We start from the raw sequence: 23,605 nt of genomic DNA on the forward strand, positions 1-23,605 counted from the left end.
GCAGCATTTCGGCTGCCTGTCAAAAAAACAGGGCAATCGTATAGAAAAAGATGGATTCCGGTGGATGAGATTGTCAAGTGTGTCGTTGGTGAGTATAAACTTGATGGAAGTGGGAGAATCCGTAAAATAGCAATTGTCGCTTTATGCAACTGATGGAGTTGGTTGACGAGTAAACAACGTCCCCGGGTTGACTGGGTTGAACTCGATGAAGATTGGAGCCTGATGTGAGATTGAAATGGATTCTTGCGCTTATGCTGTTGTTTGTCGCCGGATGCAGTGGCTTGCATACCGGCGCTTCACCTGATTTCGACTGGTCGCGCGTCGAGAAGATTTCGGTGCAGGGGCCGTGGGAAAAATACCAGGAATTGCAGACGCCGACGCTGCAGGAAGTTGCGGCGATGGGATACGAGGTTGTGTCTTCATCTGCACCGGAGGCGGATGCCCGCCTGGAGCTGGAGGTCGTGGAGGCGCTCGACATCAACGAGGTGGGCGCGGTCTTCTCCCGTCCTAAAAGTCTGCATGTGCGTATTTACGATGCAGACAGTGGTACCCCGGTCGCGCTGGCGGATTATCACCTGTCATCCACACAAAGTGCTGTGGACGGGGTGCATGAGCTGTTTGCAGGGGTGAGAAGAGAGCGGGGCAGTTCGAAGGGGGATCATAAATCGACTGCTGCAGCCCCGGAAAAAATTCCGTCGGCGAGCGATCCCCCCGCCCAGGCCGAAATTCCGGAAAAGAGCTCAGTGCCGGAATCCACGCCGTCGGAGGAGCAGTCGTCACAGTCAATGTCTGGAAACGTCAAGCCGGACGAAAAGCAGATGCCGCAGGCCGCGCAGGAAGCGCCGCGAGAGACGGCAACGGAAACGGTCAAGGAAGCGCCCCCGCCGGCGTCACAGAAACAGGAAGCTGAAACTTCTGAATGGGACCCGGCCGAAGCGAAAAAGCGCTCCCCCTGGGTTCCGCGCCTAGAAAGCTGGGGATTTGAAGACTGGGGCAAGCCCCGCGAGGGCGATGGGCTGGAAGAGATGATGAAGTAGAGTCTGGCCAATCAGCTTTCGTAATAGCTGTAGCCGCGCAATCCTGCTGCGAAGCAGTCGACGATCTCGCGTCGTTCGGCGACGGTGATGGTGCCGCGGCGCACGGCCTGTTCCGCCGTATCCCGGAAGCGCTCCAGCAGATCCTTGGGGTTGTACTGCACGTATCTGAGGATATCGGCGATGCTGTCGCCTTCGGTTTCGCGGGTGATATCGAAGCTGCCGTCGGCGTTGATCCGCACGCTGGCGACATCGGTGTCGCCGAACAGGTTGTGCAGGTCGCCCAGGGTTTCCTGATAGGCTCCGACCAGAAAGACGCCGACGAAATAGTCTTCCTTTTCGGGGTCGATGGGGTGCAGGGGCAGGGTTTTGCAGGTGCCGTGGGCGTCGATGAAGCTGTCGATGCGGCCGTCGCTGTCGCAGGTGATGTCGGCGATAATGGCGTCGCGGCTCGGTTTTTCATCGAGGCGGTGAATGGGCATGACCGGGAAGACCTGGTCGATGGCCCAGTGGTCGGGCAGGGATTGAAACACGCTGAGATTGCCGTAATAGATGTCGGCCAACTGCTCGCGCAGATCGCGTAGCTCGGGGGGCGTTTCATCGCCCAGGTTGTCGAGCAGGTCGGCGATGCGGCGGAAAATCTGAAGCACCAGATTCTCTGCCAGAGCCCGTGAGCGCAGGCTGATGCGGCCGCGCTTGAACAGTTCGCGCAGCTCGTCGCGATAGAATACGGTGTTGTTGTAGCACTGCTGAACGCGATCGGCTTTGAGCTGCTGCAGGGTCTCGAAAAGGTTGCGGATCAGCGGCTCTTCTTCGGAAAGTTCGTCCGCCGCGGGCAGAGGGGTCGGCTCGAACCGGGTCACATCAAAGATATTGAACAGCAGCAGAGAATAGTAGGCCACCGTCGGGCGTCCCGATTCGGTGACGATGGTCGGATGGGCGATGCCATGAGGCTCGAGTGTCTCCATGATGACTTCAACGATGTCGGCACAGTACTCGGCGACGGTGTAGTTCATGGACTGGGTATGGTTGGAGCGTGACCCGAGATAGTCGACCGCCAGCCCGCCGCCGAAATCGAGAAAACCCATGGCGGCGCCTTCGCGCACCAGGTTGACGTAGAAGTGGCAGGCCTCCATGACGGCGGAACGGATATCGCGGATGTTGGGGATCTGCGAGCCGAGGTGGCAGTGCAGCAGCTGCAGGCAGTCAAGCATGTCGTGCGCCTTGAGGGCATCGACAATATCGATCATCTGATGGGTGGAGAGACCGAAGATGCTGCGATCTCCGCTGGTTTTGTTCCAGTGTCCGCCGACGGTGGTGGCCAGCTTGGCGCGCATGCCGATTATCGGGCGCACCCCCAGTTCACGGCTGCGCTCCAGAATGATGGGCAGCTCGGTGGGCGTCTCGATGACGAACACGCAGCGATAGCCGAGTTTGCGCGCCCGCAGGCCCAGGTCGATGAACTCGCGGTCCTTGTAGCCGTTGCAGATGATCAGGCCGTCATGGGCCGGCAGGTTCGATAATGCCACCACCAGTTCAGCCTTGCTGCCCGCCTCAAGACCATGCCCATAGCGTTCACCGAAACGGGCGATCTCTTCAATGACCTGGCGCTGCTGGTTGACCTTGATGGGAAAAACCCCCTGGTAACGCCCCTGGTAGCCGCGCTGCGCGATGGCGGCGCGAAAAGTTTCGTTGAGGCGCACCAACTGGGCATCGAGTAGGTTCTCGATGCGCAGCAGCATCGGCATGCGCAGCCCGCGCTGGCGGATTCCGGCGACCACATCCATCAGCGAAATCTGCTGCCGCTCCGAGTCGAATTCCACCCCGACCGTCACCTCACCTTTGTCGCTGACATCGAAATACCCCGCACCCCAGTCACGCACGCGATAAAGACGTGCGGAATCTTCGGTGGTCCAGTGTTGTTGGGGGGGGGATGTCATGGTGACCGTCTCCTTTGAAGGCAAAGCATCGAAAAAAAACAAAAACCCTGAACCACAGAGATCACAGAGGAAAGGCACTTTTTTTACAAAGTCGCTAATCCCTGCTGCACAAAACCACAAGAATTTTTTGTGATTTGTCTTTTGAACTTTCTCTGTGTTCTCAGTGTTCTCGAGTGAGCGAAGTGAACGGGTGGTTCAATGTTCTCACCCTTCAATATTCTCCCGCGCAAACGTCGGCAGCATAAACGCCCCAAGGTGCAGGTCTTCATTGTAGTACCGGGTGTGGAAATCACGCCCCCTGGCCCGCTCGCGGTCGAAATCCCTGACCGGGTGGTATTTCTTGCTGGCGAAGGCGAAACTCCATAACCCGCTGGGATACGTGGGGATAAACGCCTGGTACATCTCGACAATGGGAAAAACCGAACGCAGGTTGCCATACATGTTTTTCTGGATTTCGGCGTGATAGAAGGGTGATTCGCTCTGCGCCACCATGATGCCGTCGTCCTTGAGGGCGGCGAACACCGTGCGGTAGAAATCTTCCTCGAACAGCCCTTCGGCCGGGCCGATGGGGTCGGTGGAATCGACCAGGATGATGTCGAACTCGCCCTGGTGTGCCTTGATGTAGGCGATGCCGTCATCGACGTGAAGCTTGACGCGGGGGTTGCTGCCGTCGATTTCGCATGACATGGACGGCAACAGCTCAATGGACTTGTCGATGACCAGCCCGTCGATTTCGCACAAAACCGCCAACTCGACATTTTTGTGCTTCATGATTTCGCGGATGGTGCCGCCATCGCCGCCGCCGATCACCAGTACCTTCTTCGGGTCGGGATGCGTGAACAGGGCCGGGTGGGTGATCATATCGTGATAAACGAACTCGTCGCGCTCGGTGACCATCACCAGGCCGTCGAGCAGCATCATGCGACCATATTCGAGGGTCTCCAGGATGTCGAGCTGCTGAAAATCGCTCTTGCCGGAAAAAAGGGTGCGGCTCACCTTCATGGTGATGCCGACGTTTTCACTGTGTTTTTCGGTGTACCACATATCCATGTTCGAATCCTTGCCTAAGCTGGTTTTATTTATCCTGGATTCGTGAGGTCGCCAGGGGCTGCCGATTCGAAGCGGCATCACAGGTTCCGCCGGGTGAAGAGTGAGGGGTGAGGAGTAAGCGTAAAATAATAAACAAAATCAGGTTTTATGCTTTTTCTCTTCACTCTTTACGCCTCACACCTCACGGATTCAGATTTATATTTGTCCGCCAACTTTATCAAGGCGGTAAAGTGTTTGCAATCTCACAGCCGGGTTGGCAGTCGCGCGCAGCCTGAATGCCGGGGGGAACCCGAATTTAATACGCCGCTGACGGGCGGCTGTCAACCTGAATCGGAACATAAACCGCCTCCTTTGCGCGCTGGTTGTGAACGTGCCGCTTGACTTGCTCTCTCGCCTCAGTTTCAATGCAGTTGAGGCTTGAGGCTTGAGGCTTGAGGCTTGAGGCTTGAGGCTTGAGGCTTGAGGCTTGAGACTTGAGGCTTGAGACTTGAGGCTTGAGACTTGAGACTTGAGACTTGAGACTTGAGGCTTGAGGCTTGAGGCTTGAGGCTTTTTTGAAATTGTAAATCGGGAATCACGAACACATATATAGAGATGAAAGGAATAAGGACCATGCGCGAGCGGAAGATCGGTTTTATCGGTGGTGGAAATATGGCGGAGGCTTTGATCCGGGGGATGTTGGCGGCTTCTTTTTCCGCTGAGCGGATCTGGGTGGCGGAGCCCCGCGCCGAACGCCGCGAGTGGCTCGAAGAGCATTACGGATTTGCAGCCAGGGCTGACAACGGTGAAGTCGCCAAGGCATGTGATGTTCTGATCCTCTCCATCAAGCCGCAGATGATCAACAGTGTCATGCCTGAGATCGCGGAATATTTTAGCGATAAAAAACTGCTGATTTCCATCCTGGCCGGCGTCTCCACCCAGGCTCTGGAATCGTTTCTGCCTGGAGCCCCGCGCGTGGTGCGGGTCATGCCCAATACCCCGGCCCTGGTGGGCGAGGGCGCTGCCGGCCTGTGCGGCGGCCGGCATGCGCGCGAAGGCGATCTGACGGCGGCGCAGCAGTTGCTGGAGAGCGTAGGTGTGGCGCGGGTCGTTACGGAAAAAGAGATGGATGCCGTGACGGGCCTCTCCGGTTCGGGCCCTGCCTACGTCTACACCCTGATTGAAGCGTTGGCCGACGGTGCGGTGCGCCAGGGGCTTGGGCGGGACGATGCCCTGGCGTTGGCCTCTCAGACCGTGCTGGGCGCAGCCCGTATGGTGCTGGAGACAGGTGAGCATCCGGCTGTTCTGCGCGACCGCGTGTGCAGTCCCGGCGGCACGACGATCGCCGGAGTGGCGGCCCTGGAGGAAGGAAATTTCCGCGCAACCCTGATGGAGGCGGTTAACCGGGCGACGCAGCGGTCACGGGAACTTGGCAACAGCTGACGAGGGACAGCGGGCGGCGGGCAATAGTTTCTTTATCCGCCGCCTAAATGCACACCCGCAGCACCTGCTGCAGATCGGTGTGCCCGGCGAACACCTTCTGGATTCCATCCATCTTCAGGGTGGTCATCCCTTCTTCGATGGCGAGATTTCTCAGGTCCTGGGCCATCATTCCCTTCTTGATACCGGTCTTGAGCGGTTCGGAACCTGTCAGTAGTTCGTGGATGGCGATGCGGCCGCGGTAGCCGGTATTGTTACATGTTCGACATCCGACTGGCTTCATTAATTTCAGACCGTCCTCATAAACAGGCAATCCGTGTTTTTCGTACCATTTCTCGCCATAGGCATGAACCAGTTCATCATACTCTTGACGGCTGGGTTGATAGGGTGCACGACACTGTTCGCACAGGCGGCGGGCAAGGCGTTGCGCGAGAATGCCCAGCATGGCGTCGGCGAAGTTGAAGGCGTCCATCCCCATCTCGATCAGCCGTACCACGGTTTCCGGGGCGCTGTTGGTGTGCAGGGTGCTGAACACCAGGTGGCCGGTCAGTGACGCTTCAATGGCGGTTTTGGCGGTTTCGGCATCGCGCATCTCGCCGATCATGATCACATCGGGGTCGGCGCGTAGAAAGGAGCGCAATGCTTCTTTAAAGCCGAAACCGATTTTGGAATGGACCTGTACCTGGCGCAGGCCGGGTTGGGTGATCTCCACAGGGTCTTCTGCCGTCCAGATCTTGCGGTCGGGTTTGTTGATATGTCCCAGAGCTGAATGCAGGGTGGTCGTCTTGCCCGAGCCGGTTGGACCGACGCACAGGATGATGCCGTAGGGCTTGGCCAGAATTTCTTCGAACCCCTGGCGGTTTTTGTCACTGAATCCCATCTGGAGCAACGGCAGGGGCTTGGATGCCGCGAGGATGCGCAGAACCGCGTCCTCGTTTCCCCCCACGGTCGGCGTGATTTCGACACGGAATTCGACTTTTTTCCCTTCGTAGCGCAGCAGGATCTTCCCGCTCTGCGGCCGGCGGTGTTCGGCAATGTCCAGTCGCGCCATAATTTTGACTCGCGAGATGATGGCGTGCTTGTACGCTGGGGAAACTTTGTGCACCACCTGGCAGACACCGTCGATGCGGTAGCGCACGCTCAGGGGAAGTTTGCCCAGTCCCGGTTCGAAATGAATGTCCGACACCTCTTTTTTGTAGGCATCGATGAGGATCTTGTTGACCAGGCTGATAATCTGCGAGTCGCTTTCGGAAAACTGGGAGTCATCAGCCTCTTCATCCTCTATGATGGCGCTGTCGGACAGCTCACCGATCAGCTCGCGCACCTGGCTGTCGGTTCTGACATAGTGATTTTCAATCGCCTCGAGAATCTGGTCGCTGCGTGACACCACCAGTTCGATCTGATAGTTCGTGCTGAAGCGCAGGTTTTCGCTGATGGTTGGGTCGGTGGGCTGCGATGTCGCCACCACCAGTGTGCGTCCATGGATCTCAACCGGCACTACCTGCATGCGCGTTGCCACTTCGCGCGGCAGGGCCGCCAGCGCATCCTGGGAGGGCTCAGTCTCTTCCAGGTTGACCAGTCGCAGCCCGAATTTGGTCGCCAGCGCAGAAAGAAGCTGATCTTCGGTGATCAATCCCATCTCGATGAGCAGCGTGCCGATCTTTTTCTTCTTGCCCTTTTCCTGGGTTTTCAGGGCATGTTCCACCTGTTCACGTGTGACCAGCCCGGCGGCAACCAGAATATCGCCCACACGCACATTTTTGGGGATCTTGCCCTGGCTGTGGGCGCGGGTGATTTCCTGGTCGATTTGCTGGTGATCGAGCTGATTTTCTTCTGCCAGGATGTCTCCGACACGGCGTTTGCGCAGCTTTTTCTGCTCAGCCAGGGCCCGCTCCATGTCGGGTGGCCTGACTGCGCCGGAGTCCTCAAGAATCCGTCCCAGCGGTTTTTCTCCCCGGCTTTTTTTGATGCCGTGGAATGTGAAAAAGATGCTCTTGTAGGGGCTTTCGACACTGGCAGGCAGGCCGTAAAAACCCAGGGGGTATTTGGACCGGCCCATGATCTGCACATGAAACTTTTCGCCGCTGATCAGCTCGATCTCTTCCCAGCGGCTGTCGCCATCGACGCCGGCGGGTGATTTGCCGTGAAACTTGATGCAGCTCAGGTCATAGAGCGGATACGCCATGCGCAGATCCTGCGCTTCAAGAATGACCTCGATTTCATTCTCACGGGGCTGAAAGGGGCGGGCCAGCCTGGCCTCGGTTTCGCCGCCATCCATGAAAGTCAGAATAAGAGTTTGTTCCAAGGGGTCACCTCGTGCCGGGACTTTGACAGAAATGGCGAAAACATGACTATCAGTTCTGTTTTACGGGGAAAGTAAATTGCTATCAGGGATTTTGCAAGAGATGAACCAATTTGAGGCCCAAAGCCCAAAGCCCAAAGCCCAAAGCCCAAAGCCCAAAGCCCAAAGCCCAAAGCCCAAAGCCATCTATAATGAATCCACGGACTCAGGTTATTGTCCGGCGCGGGGAAGTGACCAGTTGAAGTGAATGGCGGCCAGGCGGATCGCAATGACTGTGAGGGCTGCTGCGAGGGCCGCCACGGGACTCGGCGTATTGAGGTGGTGCAGTGCGGTCAGCAGGGCGGCTCCGGCGATGCAGGCGGATGCGTAGACTTCTTTGCGCAGAATCAGGGGAACCTGGTTGGAGAGGACATCGCGCAGCACGCCGCCGGCGGTGGCTGTCATAACGCCCATCATGATCGCGCCGACAAAGCCGATCTGAAAATCAAGAGCCTTGCCGGTGCCGATCACGACAAAGGTGCCCAACCCCACCGCATCGAAATAAAGCAGGGGGTGGTTGAGAAAATCCAGGCGTCGGTGAAAAAAGAAGATCAGCAGAGAGACAACAAGGGACAGGTAGAGGTAGGTTTCGTCCTGCAGGCTGAACGGCGGCAGATCCCCCAGCAGAATGTCGCGCAGGGTGCCGCCTCCGGTTGCGGTGACCAGCCCCAGTACGAGCACGCCGAGCAGATCCATGTCGCGGCGGATGCCGGCCCATGCACCGGAGGCCGCAAAGGCGGCGGTACCGATCAGGTCGAGGAGATAAAGCAGCGTCACGGTTTGCTATCCTCCGGGTTTTTCTGGTGGTTAAGCTTCTCGAAAAGGGCGATCTGCTCGGCCATGGACAGTTTTTTACGACATTTTTTCTCCGGGCGCAGGCACAGACGGCATCTGTCGTCCGAGCACCACTGGCACATTCTGCAATCCGGACAGGGATGCTTTTTATCCATGGTTTTCCTCTCCCTCACCCCTCAGGATGTTCAAGCATCTTATCGTTGGAAAGACGGAACGGCAATGGATTTGCGTCAGGCCGCCAACCGCCGCCGCATGTAGACAAGTTCAAGCAATTCGGCGGATACGATCAGAAAGACGGCAACGGCCACGCCGGGAACGGGCGAGGCGGTTATCGGCACGATAGCCCAGCAGATCAGCATGTAAATGACCTTGTAGACCATGACGCGGCCGATGGTGCCGGTTTGATGCCTTTCGGTGAAAATGCCGCGCAACAGGTTGGCCCCGCCGTGCATGACCGGAAACAGAGCGCAGAACGCCAGGGGCAGAGCGATATAGTGGCGCATTGTTTCGTCCAGACCCATCAGCGTGCCGAGGATGAAAGCGTTGAGCGGATAGGCCGTCAGCAGAATAAGTGCCGCCAGGGTCCCGGAAACGCGGCGGTGAAAAGTCACCAGCACAGGGTAGTCTTCCGGCTGGCGAACCAGGGTCTGATAGGACTGCATCAGGTTGCGCAACGGGCCGGCCAGCAGAAAAAGAAAACCGCGGATGATGCCGAATGCCGCAAGGGCCAGTTCACCATCCGGAAGGCGGCTGATGATGGCGTTGATCTGAAGCGGCACCATGTGCTGCATGCTCGAAGAGAAGGCCAGCGGCAGGGCGAAGCGGAAAATCTCTCCCACGCTGTGTTCTTCTTCATCGTGGTGACGCACCCGGTACCGCAGGGCAAACCAGCCGACAAAAAGGGTTTCCACCAGGATGCAGCCAAGCAGGGCCGCTGCCGCCAGCCTTGCGCCGGACAGCCAACCCGAAAGCAACGCCAGCAACGCCAGCAGGATGCCGATGCGCACCGCGGTGGCGATGGAGACCGGGGCAGTGCGGCGCGCCTGCATAACCATCCCCTGCAGCATTCCCCGTGCACCGGTAAGAAAAGGCAGCGGGACCAGGATGCCGAGTACGGCTTTTGCCTCGGTGGCAATCTGCGGGCCGACACCGAGAACCTGGGTCAGGACCAGATCCCCCAGCGGCGACCAGGCCAGCAGGCCGAGAAACAGGGCGACATACACGGCGATCGTCAGGACAAAGAGCGCAGTGCCAATGAGTGAGCGGCGACCGCGCACCATGGCAATGGTGATCGCCTGGTTCTGGTAGGAGGGTGCGGCGACAAACATGTGCAGCACCATGGCCACTGAAAAGGCCGCCAGTGTGATCACCGGGTCGGGCTGGCGCGCCAGGGCCGCGTTGATAAACGAATGCGATACGCTCATGAACTGAACGTTGAGCATGAGCGGGAAGAAGAACAGGGAGATGGCTTTTAAAGTCAGGGGCGGATTGCTCACGATGCGACCCCGGAGAAGATGCGGGCGAGGTCGGTCGGTGAATAAGCACGGAAAGTGCTCGGGACCCCGCCGTCATTGCCCATCCCCCAGGTGCAGAAGCAGGTGGCGAGGCCTGCAGCCTGCCCGGCGTGCAGATCCGTATGATGATCGCCGATCATCACGGCCCGTCGTGGAGAGGCATTCAGTTGGCGCAATGCGGTTTGAACCGGTAGGGGATCCGGTTTTTTGGTCCGGCAGCTGTCCCCTCCGATAATGGCGCCGAAATATGAAGTGAGATTCAGACCGTTGAGCAGGTCCATGGTCAGCAGATAGGGTTTGTTGGTGACGACCGCCATGCGGGCCGGCTCGCGTGAATCAAGGAAGTCCGGAATGCCGGGATAGGGCCGTGTCTGATCCAGCAGGTGGGCGCGATAGAGAATAAGGAAGCGCTCCAGGTGCGCATCCCGGTACAGGTCTGCGGGCAAAGCGCGTCGAACCAGCATGCGGGCACCGTCACCGACGTATCCGCGAACCCTTTCCTGCGCGATCGGCTCCAGGCTCAATTCAGCCCGCAGCAGATTGATGGCGGTCGCAAGGTCGGCAACCGAGTCGACCAAGGTGCCGTCCAGATCGAAAAGAAAAGTATCGAGAGACATGGGATTGGTCAAAAAAGGTTGGTCAGCCAGGCAAACAGACCTGTTTCTCTGATCTTGAAGAACAACACGATAGCCACCGCGACGGGGGAGACGTAGCGGATCAGAAAATGCCATAACGGGTAGACCCAGCCTGCGCCACCGGCGATCAACTCCTGCTTCTCCTCGGTACCGCTCCAGAACCATCCTACGTAAATGGCTGTCAGCAAACCGCTGATGGGCAACAGGTAGTTGGATGTCAGCAGGTCGGCGGAATCAAAGAAGGTCAGATCACCGATGAGCGTCCACTCGGACAGGGAATTGAAGGAGAGGGCGGTGGGCAGGCCGACCACAAAGGCCAATCCTGCCAGGAATGTGGTGGCGCGCTTGCGCCCCCATCCCCGTTCATCAATCAGGTAGGAGACCTGCGCCTCCAGCAGAGAAATGGCGCTGGTCAGAGCGGCAAACGCCAGAAGCAGAAAAAACAGGATGGCCAGAAACGCACCGCCGGTAATTTGGGAAAAGACGACGGGGATGGTTTTGAAAATAAGCCCGGGTCCGGCCGCCGGCTCCATGCCGACGGAGAAAACGATGGGGAAGATGGCCAACCCCGCCATCAGCGCAATCACGGTGTCAAGGAGGACGATGCGCAGGCTTGATCCGAGCAGGTCTTCGTTGCGGTTGAGGTAAGAACCGTAGGTGATCATGGCCGCCATGCCCAGCGAGAGGGTGAAAAAAGCATGACCCATCGCTTCAAGCACCGCACCGGGGGTGAGTTTGTGAAAATCGGGGCGGAACATGAAGTTGATCCCTTCCCATGCCCCATTGCTCAGCATGCCGTTGACGAACAGCAGCGCAAGCAGCGCCAGCAGAACAGGCATCAGGATCTTGGCCCAGCGCTCGATCCCCCGCTGCACACCGCCGATGACGATCCCCAGGCAGAGGGTAATGAAGAGCAGGTGCCACAGAATCTGGCGGGGGCCGTCGGCAATCAGCCCGTCGAACATCCCTTCGATCTGCGCGGCGGGCAGACCGCTGAAACTGCTGGTCAGGGCGCGATAGACATAATCAAGGGTCCAGCCCGCGACCACCGAATAATAGGAAAGGATGATGAATGCCGCCGTGATGCTGGTCCATCCGGCGACCACCCAGAACGAGCGGCGATGCTCCAGGGCGATGAAAGCACCTACCGCGTCGCGGCGCGTGTGACGGCCGATCATGAACTCGGCCATCATGATCGGCAGGCCGACCAGTGCGATGCACACGAGGTAAACCAGCACGAACGCGCCGCCGCCGTTTTCACCGGCGATGTAAGGAAATTTCCAGATATTGCCCAAGCCCACCGCGCTGCCCGCCGCGGCCAGGATAAAGCCGAGGCGGCTGGCCCAGAGGGCGCGGCCCGTGGAATTGTTCATAGGTCAAATCCCGTTCAGGGTGTTTCGCGGGCGCCGAAGATGGCGGTTCCGACCCGCACCAGGGTCGCGCCTTCCGCAATGGCGGCAGGGAAATCATGGCTCATGCCCATGGATAATTCATCCATGCCGACCCCGGGAAGATCGAGCCCCGCGATCTCTTCGGAGAGTTCTCGCAATTGGCGGAAATAGGGGCGGACGGCCTGGGGATCTTCGAAAAAAGGAGGCAGGGTCATCAGTCCCCTTACGCGCAGGTGCGGCAATTCGGACAGCTTGCGGACCAGTGCCGGAGCTTCCTGGGGGGCAACCCCCGATTTGCTTTGTTCTCCGGCCAGGTTGACCTGAACCAGAACCTCGAGGCGCTCATCGATGCGCTCCCATTGACGATTGATCTCCCGTGCCAGCGAGAGACGGTCGACGCTGTGGATCATGCGGACGCGGCCGCGCAGATATTTGGCCTTGTTGCTCTGCAGGTGCCCGATGAAATGCCACTCGACGGGGGCTTCGACCTGCTCGGCTTTGTCCGTGAATTCCTGGACGTAGCTTTCGCCGAACAGCTTCTGTCCCGCGGCAAAGGCCGCCAGAACGTCCGCGGCCGGCTTGGTTTTCGAGACGGCCACCAGGCGCACGCCATGCGGGTCTCGACCACAGTCATGACAGGCCTGGTCGATGCGCTCCCTGATCATGCGCAGATTTTCCTGAATATCCTGAATGCTCATGGCGACAAATCCGATACCTGGTTTTCTCGGGCGGAGTGCTGCGGCGGCAGGGTGATGGCGCCGAGGTTCAGAAGAACATCGACGACCTCGGCCAGGGGAAGGCCGACCACATTGGTGTAGCTGCCCGAAATATCGCTGACCATATAGGAGGCCAGCCCTTGAATGGCGTAGGCTCCCGCTTTGTCGAGGGGTTCACCGCTGGCAATGTACCCCGCGATCTCCGCGCCTGTCAACTGCCGCAAACGCACCTGCGTGCAGACCGAACCGGTGGTGCTTTGATCCTTTTTCCGGTCGTGGATTGCATAGCCGGAATAAACCTGATGCTCGCGTCCCGAGAGCATTCTGAGCATCTCGCCTGCCTGACGGGTATCGCAGGGTTTGCCGAGCAGATGACCGTCCTGCACGACGATGGTGTCGCTGCCGAGAAACCAGCGTCCTTTGACGTCGGCGCGGTTTGCGACCTCCTGCGCCTTTTCGCGGCTGAGACGCATGACATGCTCGGCCGGTTCTTCATCCTCAAGCGGACCCTCATCCACGCAACTGGGGATGATCTGCAATTGAATTCCGAGGCTTTCCAGCAGTTCACGGCGGCGGGGAGACGCCGATGCCAGCACAAGTCCCTCCTCGGAGGTGTAAAACATCGGGGAAGATACGGATTTCATAATCGCTGAAAAACCTTCGGTTGTGAGGTGGCGTTGGGCATGGCACAGGATGATAACAGAAAGTAAAAAAAAGAAAAAATGCTTCGCGACGGGATGCTCAGGCCAGGGAGATGTGGCCGTTCTTCTGGGTGGGATCGAAAAGAATGGTGCGGTTGCGTCCTTCGGATTTGGCACGATACAGGGCGATGTCGGCCGCGTTGATCAGGGATTGGGCGGTGTTGCCATCGGCGGGGTAGGACGCCACGCCGAGGCTGCAGGTCAGTCTCCCCAGGGGCAGGGATTTTTCGCGGGGGAAACTTTCTTTTTCAACGGCATGGCGGATGCGCTCCGCGACCAGGATCGCTTCTTTTTTGGAGGTGCCCGGCAGCAGGATGCAGAATTCCTCGCCGCCGTAGCGTGTCACGATGTCCATCTCACGGGCTGATTTGCGCAGGATACGGGCGGTGCGCTGCAGGGCCTTGTCACCGGCGATATGTCCGCACAGGTCGTTGTAATTCTTGAAATTGTCGAGATCGAGCAGAATCAGGGTCAGGGCCAGATCCTGGCGCAGGCAGCGGCTGATCTCTTCTTCCATGCGCTGTTCAAGGAAGCGGCGGTTGTACAGGCGGGTCAGTGGGTCGGTAATGGACAACTCCTCCAGTGCGCTGGCGCGTTCCAGGGTTTCCGTGCGTTCGATCAGGGTCGAAAAATGAGGAGAAAAAGTGGTCAGCAGGCGCAGGTCCTGTTCATCGAAGGTCGCCTGATCGCGCTTGTCGGAGAGGTTGAGAACCGCAATGACTTCGCCCTTGGCCATCAAGGGAACGCTGATGAAGGATTTGGTCTTGAATCTCGGCCGGTTGGCGGTGCGGACTCGCTCGTCTTTCTCGATATCGTTGACCAGCAGGGGTTTGCTGTTGGCTGCCACCCGTCCGGAAATGCCGCTGCCCACACGGACCCGCATCCCGCGGGCCAGTTCAGGGTTCATGCCGAGGCTGGCCTCGATTCGCAGAACAGTCTCATCGTCGTCCAGCACCATGAGCGAGCCCTTGGAGGCATGCAGCAGATCCGACGACATTTCGAGAATCCGTTGGAACAAAGCTTCCCGGCTGTCGAGAAGTGACAGGTTGCTGATCATCTCGATGATGCGTTCCGAGGTGTCGTTCTTCAGGTTGAATTCCTGTTCCCGGGTGAGAGTATGCAGTCGCGCCGCCATGCGCCCGGCCAGCAGTTCGAGCAGCAGCTTTTCACGTGGATGAAGATCCGTGTTGAACAGCACGAGGGTGCCGTAGGAGGTCCCTTCCGATTTCAGCGGCAGGCACAGGGCCTGGTCGCAGGTCACCTCGGGAAGAGTTTGGAGGACCTCTTCCTCCTCCAGGGTGAAGGGGTGGCTTTCTTTCGTTTGTGCGAAAACAGACGCCTGTTCCTCGTTAAGCTGAACCGGTTGGGTGAGCCAGGAGCCGAGCCCATGCAGTACGGCGGACTGGCTCGGATCTTTTCCGTGGAGGATAACGGCGGTCTGGGCCAGGTCGAAGAGAATCATCAGGGTTTCCCCAACCAGGTTGAGAACCTGCTCAATCGAGCTTGCACGGTCAAGTTCGGAGGACACGCCGATTATGGAACCGAGACGCATCATGGTCTTTTCGAAAGCGACCGCGTAGAGATTTTCGTTGTGAAGGTCGGGAATGATTTCAGAGGTCTTGCGGGCCACCTCTTCCAGTTGCTCTTCGGTGCAGGTCGGCAGCTTTTCCAGTTCTTCGAGCAGGCTGATGCCGCTGCGGTGGCTTTTACGTGCGATTTCTTCGACCGTTTCGAGGTCGATTTCTTCAGTGCGGACCCCGCCGCCCATCAGACAGCAGTGTGCCGTCTGGGGGATTTTGAACGGAACAAAGAAATTGAGAAGTCCGGTTCTGCACCGAAAAACAACCGGTTTGTTGGTGCTGATCGCCTGGTGCAGGGCCTTTTCGTGGTCGGATCGGCAGCTCGGGTCGCACAGCCCCCCTTTCTCGGGAGGACAGCACAGGGATGTCAACTGGCCGTGCCCTGTGCCGACGACTCCCTGGTTTTCGCAGAACAGGGCGAGAGAATAGGGGGCCAGCAGCGGAGACGACCGCAGGGAATCGAGAATATCCCCGGCGTTCAGCGTTGTCAGGTTTTTGAAACGATCACTGCTGCCGCTCATCAATCCACCCAGTTCAAACGTTCCTTGACGGAAACTCTTCAAGCAAAGCCAAGCAAAAGGCGAGCCGAATTTTGGTTGGTGCGGGAAATGTACGCATCGGGCGCCGCTAGACGACCTTTGGAAAATGCCGGGAAATAACTGTCAGGATGAGTCTGCCCGATCAATATGCGCCAGTTGCCTTAAAGATGATCGCCAGTAAATGAAAAGAAAAGTCCATAAGAAGTATCATTCATATCATTGGAAAAAATGTATAACAACATAAAATTGCTTGTTTATAAAGCCTTTATTAGGGTTTGTGCCAAAATCGCGCACTGCAACAGTTGGGACGGCTGAATTGTTCAGCGGGGAAAACAATGTAATCAGAGATGGGGTCGGGAAAGTTCATTAATCTTGCCCGTAATTTATCCGTTAAATTTTAGAGATGTCCGCAGGAATTCCCTGTCGGGGTTGGTGCATATGGCGCAATAGGCAGACGAAGGCGGCGTTTTGCCGGAGGAGGGTAGGCTAAGCGTCAGAATTCAGTCGCAATATTCAGGCGCTGCCGCCAGGAGTCGAGGTCATCAAGCGCGCGCTGTGCCAGGGCCAGGCGTCTTTCGCTGCGCTTGCGCGGACGCGGTTTCATGGAAGGGAAGAGTCCGTAGTTGACGTTCATGGGTTGAAACCCCTCGGGGTCGGACTCGTGCAGGTGTGCCAGCAACGCACCGAGGGCCGTGGTGGGCGGAGGAAGAAGCGGTTCGGTTTCTGCGATTCGCGCGGCGGCGAAGAGTCCGGCAAGAAAGCCGCAGGCGGCCGATTCCACATAGCCTTCGACGCCGGTGATCTGGCCGGCCAGAAAAAGGCGCGGATGCCCTTTAACCTGCAGGGTGCGCTCAAGGCAGCGCGGCGCGTTGACGAAGGTGTTGCGGTGCATGGAGCCCAAGCGGGCGAAACGTGCCTGTTCCAGACCGGGAATGGTACGGAAGATGCGTTTCTGCTCGGGATGTTTGAGTTTGGTCTGGAAGCCGACCATGTTGTACAGGGAGGCGTGGCGGTTGTCCTGGCGCAGCTGCAGGACGGCAAAAGGCTCCCTGCCGGTGCGCGGATCCGGCAGCCCGACCGGCTTCATCGGGCCGAAAGCCAGCGTCATCTCGCCGCGCTCGGCCATTTCTTCGATGGGCATGCAGCCTTCGAAGTGACGCAGCTGTTCGAATGCGCGCGGCTGTACTTTTTCGGCGGCAAGCAGGTCGCGGATGAACTGCAGGTACTGCTCGCGGTTCATGGGGCAGTTGATGTAATCGTCGCCCCCCTTGCCGTAGCGCGAGGCGCGCCACGCCTTGGAGAAATCGATGGAGTCGGCTTCGATGATCGGCGCGATGGCATCATAGAAATAGAGATGTTCATCGCCGGTGAGGCGGCGGATTTCTTCCGAGATTTCGGCGGAAGCCAACGGGCCGGCAGCGATAATCACCCAACCTTCTTCGGGGATGCGGTCGACCTTTTCGCGTACCAGCTCGATCGCCGGGTGACTGCTGATCTTGTCGGTCAGATATTGGGCAAAGGCATCCCGATCAACAGCCAGGGCGCCGCCGGCCGGGACGGCGGCGGTGTCGGCCGCGGCCATGAACAGACTTTTGCAGGCGCGCAACTCCTCCTTGAGAAGACCGACGGCGTTGGTCAATGCCGCTCCGCGCAGGGAGTTGGAGCACACCAGTTCCCCCAGCAAGGGGCTGTGGTGGGCGGGGGAGAACTGCTGCGGCTTCATTTCGTACAGGCGAACCGCGTGGCCGGATTGAGCCAGCTGCCAGGCGGCTTCACAGCCGGCGAGGCCGGCGCCGATAATGGTCACAAGCGGACGTTGTGCAACCTCTACGGTGGAGCGACTGGTTTCCATCGACTATTTCTTCGGCTGCTTGGATGCCGTACTTTTACGGGCTGTTGTGCTCTTCTTGGCGCCCGCAGCCGTTTTCGACTTTGCCGCGGTCTTTGATTGGACCGCGGTTTTCGATGGGCCGGCCGTTTTCGATTTAGCCGCAGGCTTGGGCTCCGGCGGTGTGATGACTTTTTTCCAGTCGCAACTCTCCTGAGGGCATTTGTGGACGGTGCCCTCGCGCTTGGTGGTCTTCTCGACGGTGACGGGAAAGCCACATTTGGGGCAGGGCTGCTTCAGGGGCTGGTCCCACAGGGCGTATTTGCATTTGGGGTAGCGGTTGCAGGAGTAGAAAATTTTGCCGTAGCGGCTTTTTTTCTCCATCAGCTCCCCTTCGCCGCATTCGGGGCAGGTAATGCCGAGTGCCTTCGGTTTGACAAGGGGCTGGATGTTCTTGCAGTCGGGGTAGGCCGAGCAGGCGAGGAATTTGCCGTAGCGCCCGTCCTTGATCAGCATGGGCGCACCGCACTTGTCGCACTTTTCCTCCGACATCACCGGCTCTTCTTTCTCCTCGCCGGAAAGAGGCTCGGTGTAGCGGCATTCGGGGAAGCCGGAGCAGGCCAGGAATTTGCCGGCGCGGCCCAATTTAACCACCAGCGGCTTGCCGCATTCGGGACAGCTGCGATCGGTTTTCTCGGTGGTAACGTCCGCCTTTGAAACCTCTTTTTCCTTGGCCTTGAGCTGCTCGATGAAGGGCTCCCAGAATTCGCGGATGGCCGGACGCCATTTCTGCTCACCGCGCGAGATGGCGTCAAGTTCTTCCTCCAGCTGGGCGGTAAAGTCGTAATCGACATACCGGGTGAAATGGCGGGTCAGCAGATCGTTGACCACCATTCCCACATCCTCCGGGTAGAAGGTGCGTTTTTCCAGGCGCGCGTACTTGCGCGCGACCAGTGTATTCATGATCCCTGCGTAGGTGGAGGGGCGGCCGATGCCGTACTCTTCCAGTGTCTTGACCAGGCTCGCCTCGGTATAGCGGGGCGGCGGCTGGGTGAAATGCTGCTCCGGCAGCAGTTCTCTGCGATCGAGCTTGTCTCCTTCGGTCAGCGCGGGCAGCGTTCCCTGTGCTTCCTCCTCGGCCTCGTCGGTGCCTTCAATATAGACCTTCATGAAGCCGGGGAAGCGAATCACCTGCCCTGATGCCCGGAACATGAAGCGTTCACCGGCGTTGATATCGACGGTGGTGGCGTCCAGAATCGCCGCGGCCATCTGCGAAGCGATGGTGCGCATCCAGATCAGGCGGTAGAGACGGTATTGGTCGGAGGACAGGAACGGCTTGACCTTCTCCGGCGTATTGGAGAGGTCGGTCGGGCGGATCGCCTCATGGGCTTCCTGGGCATTTTTGGCCTTGTTGCGGAACGCCCGCGGCTTATCCAGCGCGTATTCCTTCCCATATTGCCCGGTGATGACTTCGCGCGCCTGGTTGGTGGCTTCCTGCGACAGGGCCACCGAGTCTGTTCTCATGTAGGTAATCAGACCGACCGCCCCGGAGCCGATATCCACCCCCTCATAGAGTTTCTGGGCGTTGCTCATGGTCTTGCGGGCCGAGTAGCCGAGCTTGCGGCTTGCCTCCTGCTGCAGGGTGCTGGTGGTGAAAGGCGGGGCAGGATTGCGTTTTTTCTCGCTCTGAGTCACCTTGCCCACTTCGAAGGCACATTCGGCGATCTGTTTTTCAAGATCGGCGGCCTGCTGCTGCGAAGTGATGGCGAACTTGTCGAGCCGCTTGCCGTCGAGGGCGTGCAGACGGGCTTTGAACGAGAGTGATTTGTCTGCTGTTTTCAGTTGAGCCAGCAGGGCGTCGATCGTCCAGTATTCACGGGATTCGAAGGCATTGATCTCCTTCTCCCGCTCACAGATCAGCCGCAGTGCGACGGACTGCACCCGCCCGGCTGAGAGCCCATAGCGTATTTTTTTCCACAGGAAAGGGCTCAGGTTGAAGCCGACCAGGTAGTCGAGCACGGCACGGGCCTGCTGCGCGTCCACCAACTCGCCGGCAACCTTGCGCGGCGATTCAAGGGCCTTTTTGACCGCGTCGCGGGTAATCTCATGGAACACCACACGTTTGACTCTGGGGTGATCCGCATTCTCGTCAATGCCCAGGGCGTTGAGCAGATGCCAGGCGATGGCTTCCCCCTCACGGTCGGGGTCAGTGGCGAGAATCAGTTCGTCACACTTTTCGACTTCTTTTTTCAGCGCCTGGATGTGTTTGCGGCTCTCGGGCAGAACCTGGTACTGCGGTTCGAAGTCATGCTCGACATCGACCATTCCCTGCTTGCTCGGCAAAGCGCGCACGTGACCGTAGGAGGCGAGCACCTTGTACCCGGGCCCCAGAAATTTTTCGATGGTTTTCGATTTGGCGGGAGATTCGACAATAACCAGATGTTGTGCCATGGGAACCTCGCTGCCTCCGGAACCGTTTCAAGTATGCGGGGCAGAAATGAAAAAGGCCGCGGATTTCCCCGCGGCCCGCTGCGATGTCAGTGAAAAAGAGCCGACCAGTCGTCGTCGAGAATGCAGTCGACCTCTTTGCGCCATTGGTGCTGGGCGCGCGAAAAAAGAGATAGAACGGCAAGTTGCTTGATGTCCTGCAGTCCCATCGGTTCGTTGGCGGAATCTACCGCGCGTTCGATAATCTCTTCCTGAGTGTCCTGGTCCAATATGCCGAGAGAGCGCAGTTTGATCAGAAAACCCCGGGCCTCGCGGGTCAGAGCGAGATTTTCCTGTGCGGTGAAGATGCGCTGTGCCGGGATATCGAGCCGGTCTGAAAGAGCATGCTCTTCGTGGAGTGTCTGAGTTTCCATCCAGGTGAAGGCGGCATCGATCTCATCCGCTTCAAAGCCGAATTCGAGCAGTTCCTGGACCATTTCCTGCTCGTTGGCGACCAGCCCCTGGTCTTCCAGAATATACTGGGTGATGAGATTGACGATGGCTAAAACCCTGTCTCTCAAAAGACCTCCTTCGGATGAGGCGTTGTTGAACGCCTGCCTGGGGTTCAGGCTCTCTGGTACCGCATGCCCGGAAGCTGAACAACGCTTCCCTGGAGTTCCAAGTGCAGTAAAATAGCCGAAACCTCCATGGGAGTCAACCCACTTTTACGCACGATTTCATCGATATGGAGGGGGCTTGAGCCCAGTTGCCGGGCGACTTTCCGGTCTGTCTCCGAAAGGTTCTCATCAACATCCGGGAGCGGTTCGGGCGACGGGGGACGGTAGTTTTTCCGCCACAGCAGCTCAATGATGTCGCGCGCCTCGGTTACCAGGTGTGCCCCCTCCTTGAGCAGCGCATTGGTGCCGGCGCAGGTGGGGCGCTGTACCGGTCCGGGCAGGGCAAAGACTTCACGTCCCTGTTCCAGGGCGAAATCCGCCGTGATCAGCGAGCCGCTGCGCACTGCGGCCTCCGCCACGAGCACTCCGCGCGACAGTCCACTGACGATGCGGTTGCGGCTTGGGAAGTTTCCTGCCTTCGGCGGCATCCCCGGCGGCTGTTCGCTGATGAGCGTGCCTTCTGCGGCGATCTTTTGAAACAGGCGTGAATTTTCCTGGGGATAGATACGGTCGATGCCGCAGCCGAGAACTGCTGCTGTCCATCCCTCGGCATCCAGGGCGCCAAGATGGGCCGCGGTGTCGATTCCCCGTGCCAGTCCCGAAACGATCGGAATGTCGCACGCCGCCAGCTCGCGACAGATGTCCCTGACGAGCCGCATGTTGTCGGGGGAGGCACGCCGGGATCCGACGACCGCGAGTCCTTCGGGCAGTGGGAAGCGTCCGCGCACATAGAGTAGCACGGGGGGATCGTGAATGGCATCGAGAAGATCCGGGTAATTGTCGTTTCCGCGGCAGACCAGTTGCACCCCCTCGGCGGCCAGCTCCCCCGCGGTGCGCAGCAGCTGCGAGCAGTCAGCAGGCGGGATGGCGAGGGCGATATTTTTGGGAAGGCGTGCACGTCGGTAGAGGGTGACGGGGTCGGCGGCGAGGATTTCATCGACCGAGCCAAAGGCCTGGTACAGATTGGACAGGCGGCGCTGGCCGAGCCCCGGCGTCAGGTGTAGACGCAGCCAGTTGAATTGTTGCGGTGGAAGTTCATGACATTGCATGGCGCAAACAATAAAAAAAGGGCGGACTGTTGTCCACCCTTTTTTAATGAGCTGTTGAGTTTATGGGAGTGATTCTGTGCCCCTGCCGAGCTGCTGGTTGAACGCGACCCGTTACAGGGCGTCCGTGTGCACCCGGTCTCCGGCATAGATGGCTTCGACGCTTTTGAGGATCAGGATGGACGCGGTGTGGGGCTGGGTTTCAATAACCACCGCTGTTCCAAGAGCCGTTTCGGGAAGCTGCAGGGACCGGTCACTGTGGTCGTACATCTTCCTTGCTGTTTCGGAGATTTCGCGTGGCCGGGAGATCATCAGCAGGTTGCCCGGCAAAAGGCCTTCTTCTGAACCTATGTCGATATAGGCCACCATCTGTTGTCCCATGGCGATGTTTTCAAGGCGGTTGCCGATGATCTGCCCTGTCAACTGCCGATCGGTCTGCTGCAGAACGATTTCCGTCTCAAGGGGCTTAAGCGGCTTGATCAGGTCGCCGCGGTGGATTTCGCGATCCGCTTCGGTGATAACGGCCGAGGCGACATCCTTATGCAGGCGGCTGATCTGAAGGCTGCCTTTCTCCTGCACGAAATAGCCGAGGGATTCGCCGGTGTCCGGATGAAAGACCTCCTCCCCCAAGGAAAAGATCGTGAAGAGATCTCCAGGAGAGACCCTTCCGGCGTCGGTCAGGTCGATAAAGACCTGCTCCCCTTCAGCCATCATGATGCGGTTGTCGGTGGTATCCACCAGGGTGCCGACGGAGCCGACCGCGGATTTGTCGATGAAGCCGGGATAACCGCCGATGGATTTGATCGTGATTTGCTCGCTGGGCTCACCGGCACTGACGGTTTCGGCGGGCGCGGCCTGCTCCAGGATGTTCTCCAGTTCATCCTCGTCCCGCACGATTTCAATGCGGTCGGGGAAGATGCGCAGTCTCTGTCCCGGGTAGATGAAGTGCGGGTTGCGGATGTCCGGGTTGTTGGCCCAGAGGCTGGGCCAGTAGTGGGGGTCCTTGATGAAACGATCGGAGATCCCCCACAGCGTGTCGCCCTTTTTGATGGTGTAGATTCTGGATGGCTCGGCGGCACCGACCGCCCAGGACATCAGGAGGACAAGAGCCCAGGCGGAAGCGCAAACGGCGGTTTTTTTGAAGAACATGGCAGGTCCTCGAAATTCGTAAGGGAGTCTAGAACTCCAGTTGCGTTTTGGCAGCAGCACTGTCGGGATACTGCTCGCGCAAAAAATCGACGATTTCACGCGCCTGGTCGGTATGCCCCAGCTCATGGTAGGCCTGTGCCGCCTTCAGCAGAGCATTCGGTGCACGTGCGGATTGCGGATAATTCTGGGCCAGGCCGACAAATCGTGTCGCGGCTTCGGTGAATTTCTGTTGGGAGTAATAGCATTCTCCGATCCAAAATTCAGCGTTGGCCGCATATTCGTTGTCCGGATAGTATTCGAGAAAGTTCTCAAACCCCGCAATCGCCTTGTCGTAGCGGCCTGAGGTGTAATCGGAGAAGGCGCGCAGGTAAATCTCTGTTGCGGATGAAGGTGCCCGCCCCGCGGATGCCGTGCGCTCCAACGGGTCGATTCGGGGTGTTTTGTCGGTGATTTGGCCAGACGAAGTGCCCATTTGCGTTTGGCCCGTCAGCTGTCTTTGCTCAACCGCCTCCAGGCGGGCATCGTACCCTTGCAGCTGTTGATCCAGATCCTCCACCGTATTCTGCAGCGAGATCAGTTCGTCGGTGATTGCGGTGTATTGCCGCTTGAGACGGGAGAGGTCGGTCTGCAGGTCGGACTGGGACGAGTGGGAAGGGGGCAGCGCGCAGCCGCCGGCCATCAGGACAAAAGCAGAAAAAAGCACAAAGGCTGCGATTCGAATCAAGACGGTCTCCGTCGGAAAAGTGATGCGATGAAGGAATTTTAAACTGGGGATTTTTCTAAAAAGTAGAGGGTTTTACCCCGCTTGTCAAGGCGGCATTGA

19 protein-coding genes are annotated in these 23,605 nt (G+C 58.5%); 2 read left to right on the top strand and 17 right to left on the bottom strand.

What is annotated here, in order from left to right; translation table 11 throughout:
- Positions 1–224 precede the first annotated feature (224 nt).
- Positions 225–1,037, top strand: coding sequence for a hypothetical protein (locus GSUB_RS03390; protein ID WP_158414035.1), 813 nt, complete (start codon positions 225–227; stop codon positions 1,035–1,037).
- An 11-nt stretch (positions 1,038–1,048) separates the two neighbouring features.
- Here GSUB_RS03390 and speA read toward each other — a convergent pair whose 3' ends face one another.
- Both speA and speE read right to left on the bottom strand, forming a co-directional pair.
- Positions 1,049–2,974, bottom strand: coding sequence for a biosynthetic arginine decarboxylase (gene speA, locus GSUB_RS03395; RefSeq protein WP_040199191.1), 1,926 nt, complete (start codon positions 2,972–2,974; stop codon positions 1,049–1,051).
- Between the two features lie 204 nt (positions 2,975–3,178).
- Positions 3,179–4,024: a polyamine aminopropyltransferase gene (gene speE, locus GSUB_RS03400; RefSeq protein WP_040199192.1), complete on the bottom strand. Its 846-nt coding sequence runs from the start codon at positions 4,022–4,024 to the stop codon at positions 3,179–3,181.
- A gap of 612 nt (positions 4,025–4,636) precedes the next feature.
- Here speE and proC point away from each other — a divergent pair.
- Positions 4,637–5,446 (top strand): pyrroline-5-carboxylate reductase, encoded by an 810-nt coding sequence (proC, locus tag GSUB_RS03405; protein WP_040199193.1) that lies wholly within the window; start codon positions 4,637–4,639, stop codon positions 5,444–5,446.
- Positions 5,447–5,489: 43 nt separating this feature from the next.
- On the opposite strand, the gene GSUB_RS03410 is transcribed toward proC, so the two are convergent.
- From GSUB_RS03410 to ybgF, 15 genes are all read right to left on the bottom strand, one after another.
- Positions 5,490–7,748: a GspE/PulE family protein gene (locus GSUB_RS03410; RefSeq protein ID WP_235269902.1), complete on the bottom strand. Its 2,259-nt coding sequence runs from the start codon at positions 7,746–7,748 to the stop codon at positions 5,490–5,492.
- Positions 7,749–7,955: 207 nt separating this feature from the next.
- Positions 7,956–8,561, bottom strand: a complete 606-nt coding sequence (locus GSUB_RS03415) for a trimeric intracellular cation channel family protein (RefSeq protein ID WP_040199194.1) — start codon at positions 8,559–8,561, stop codon at positions 7,956–7,958.
- On the bottom strand, positions 8,558–8,734 hold the full coding sequence (locus GSUB_RS19590) for a hypothetical protein (protein WP_200890165.1): 177 nt from the start codon (positions 8,732–8,734) through the stop codon (positions 8,558–8,560). The genes GSUB_RS03415 and GSUB_RS19590 overlap by 4 nt, the downstream gene beginning before the upstream one ends.
- 75 nt (positions 8,735–8,809) lie before the next feature.
- The gene (locus tag GSUB_RS03420; protein ID WP_040199195.1) at positions 8,810–10,075 is read right to left on the bottom strand and encodes a hypothetical protein; all 1,266 of its coding nucleotides are present in this window, start codon (positions 10,073–10,075) and stop codon (positions 8,810–8,812) included.
- A complete protein-coding gene (locus tag GSUB_RS03425) occupies positions 10,072–10,710 on the bottom strand; it encodes an HAD family hydrolase (RefSeq protein ID WP_144401936.1) in 639 nt (212 codons plus the stop codon). Before GSUB_RS03425 ends, GSUB_RS03420 begins: the two co-directional genes overlap by 4 nt.
- An 8-nt stretch (positions 10,711–10,718) precedes the next feature.
- The gene (locus GSUB_RS03430) at positions 10,719–12,101 is read right to left on the bottom strand and encodes a sodium-dependent transporter (RefSeq protein WP_040199196.1); all 1,383 of its coding nucleotides are present in this window, start codon (positions 12,099–12,101) and stop codon (positions 10,719–10,721) included.
- A 14-nt stretch (positions 12,102–12,115) separates the two neighbouring features.
- Entirely contained in the window at positions 12,116–12,817 is a 702-nt protein-coding gene (locus GSUB_RS03435) for a YggS family pyridoxal phosphate-dependent enzyme (protein WP_040199197.1), read from the bottom strand.
- Positions 12,814–13,458, bottom strand: a complete 645-nt coding sequence (locus GSUB_RS03440) for a Maf family protein (protein ID WP_052465048.1) — start codon at positions 13,456–13,458, stop codon at positions 12,814–12,816. The genes GSUB_RS03435 and GSUB_RS03440 overlap by 4 nt, the downstream gene beginning before the upstream one ends.
- A 118-nt stretch (positions 13,459–13,576) precedes the next feature.
- Complete coding sequence (locus GSUB_RS03445) at positions 13,577–15,637, bottom strand: diguanylate cyclase (protein ID WP_052464471.1); 2,061 nt, start codon at positions 15,635–15,637, stop codon at positions 13,577–13,579.
- A 511-nt stretch (positions 15,638–16,148) separates the two neighbouring features.
- On the bottom strand, positions 16,149–17,507 hold the full coding sequence (gene trmFO / locus GSUB_RS03450; protein WP_052464473.1) for a methylenetetrahydrofolate--tRNA-(uracil(54)-C(5))-methyltransferase (FADH(2)-oxidizing) TrmFO: 1,359 nt from the start codon (positions 17,505–17,507) through the stop codon (positions 16,149–16,151).
- A 3-nt stretch (positions 17,508–17,510) separates the two neighbouring features.
- Positions 17,511–19,934, bottom strand: coding sequence for a type I DNA topoisomerase (gene topA, locus GSUB_RS03455; RefSeq protein WP_040199198.1), 2,424 nt, complete (start codon positions 19,932–19,934; stop codon positions 17,511–17,513).
- Positions 19,935–20,020: 86 nt separating this feature from the next.
- Positions 20,021–20,491 (bottom strand): Smg family protein, encoded by a 471-nt coding sequence (locus GSUB_RS03460; RefSeq protein WP_040199199.1) that lies wholly within the window; start codon positions 20,489–20,491, stop codon positions 20,021–20,023.
- A gap of 44 nt (positions 20,492–20,535) precedes the next feature.
- The gene (gene dprA / locus GSUB_RS03465) at positions 20,536–21,636 is read right to left on the bottom strand and encodes a DNA-processing protein DprA (RefSeq protein ID WP_052464474.1); all 1,101 of its coding nucleotides are present in this window, start codon (positions 21,634–21,636) and stop codon (positions 20,536–20,538) included.
- Positions 21,637–21,747: 111 nt separating this feature from the next.
- Positions 21,748–22,782 carry a LysM peptidoglycan-binding domain-containing protein gene (locus tag GSUB_RS03470; protein WP_052464476.1) on the bottom strand — a complete coding sequence of 345 codons (1,035 nt, stop codon included), beginning with the start codon at positions 22,780–22,782 and terminating at the stop codon, positions 21,748–21,750.
- A 28-nt stretch (positions 22,783–22,810) separates the two neighbouring features.
- Positions 22,811–23,506: a tol-pal system protein YbgF gene (ybgF, locus tag GSUB_RS17860; protein ID WP_052464478.1), complete on the bottom strand. Its 696-nt coding sequence runs from the start codon at positions 23,504–23,506 to the stop codon at positions 22,811–22,813.
- Between the last annotated feature and the right edge of the window lie 99 nt (positions 23,507–23,605).

The organism is Geoalkalibacter subterraneus, from assembly GCF_000827125.1.
GTDB classification, from domain to species: Bacteria; Desulfobacterota; Desulfuromonadia; order Desulfuromonadales; family Geoalkalibacteraceae; genus Geoalkalibacter_A; species Geoalkalibacter_A subterraneus.

Excerpts from the sequence above, each read along its gene's own strand:
- speA (WP_040199191.1), bottom strand. The coding sequence starts at position 2,974 with ATGACATCCCCCCCCCAACAACACTGGACCACCGAAGATTCCGCACGT.
- speE (WP_040199192.1), bottom strand. The coding sequence starts at position 4,024 with ATGGATATGTGGTACACCGAAAAACACAGTGAAAACGTCGGCATCACC.
- proC (WP_040199193.1), top strand. The coding sequence starts at position 4,637 with ATGCGCGAGCGGAAGATCGGTTTTATCGGTGGTGGAAATATGGCGGAG.
- GSUB_RS19590 (WP_200890165.1), bottom strand. The coding sequence starts at position 8,734 with ATGGATAAAAAGCATCCCTGTCCGGATTGCAGAATGTGCCAGTGGTGC.
- GSUB_RS03425 (WP_144401936.1), bottom strand. The coding sequence starts at position 10,710 with ATGTCTCTCGATACTTTTCTTTTCGATCTGGACGGCACCTTGGTCGAC.
- GSUB_RS03430 (WP_040199196.1), bottom strand. The coding sequence starts at position 12,101 with ATGAACAATTCCACGGGCCGCGCCCTCTGGGCCAGCCGCCTCGGCTTT.
- GSUB_RS03435 (WP_040199197.1), bottom strand. The coding sequence starts at position 12,817 with ATGAGCATTCAGGATATTCAGGAAAATCTGCGCATGATCAGGGAGCGC.
- GSUB_RS03440 (WP_052465048.1), bottom strand. The coding sequence starts at position 13,458 with ATGTTTTACACCTCCGAGGAGGGACTTGTGCTGGCATCGGCGTCTCCC.
- GSUB_RS03445 (WP_052464471.1), bottom strand. The coding sequence starts at position 15,637 with ATGAGCGGCAGCAGTGATCGTTTCAAAAACCTGACAACGCTGAACGCC.
- trmFO (WP_052464473.1), bottom strand. The coding sequence starts at position 17,507 with ATGGAAACCAGTCGCTCCACCGTAGAGGTTGCACAACGTCCGCTTGTG.
- topA (WP_040199198.1), bottom strand. The coding sequence starts at position 19,934 with ATGGCACAACATCTGGTTATTGTCGAATCTCCCGCCAAATCGAAAACC.
- dprA (WP_052464474.1), bottom strand. The coding sequence starts at position 21,636 with ATGCAATGTCATGAACTTCCACCGCAACAATTCAACTGGCTGCGTCTA.
- GSUB_RS03470 (WP_052464476.1), bottom strand. The coding sequence starts at position 22,782 with ATGTTCTTCAAAAAAACCGCCGTTTGCGCTTCCGCCTGGGCTCTTGTC.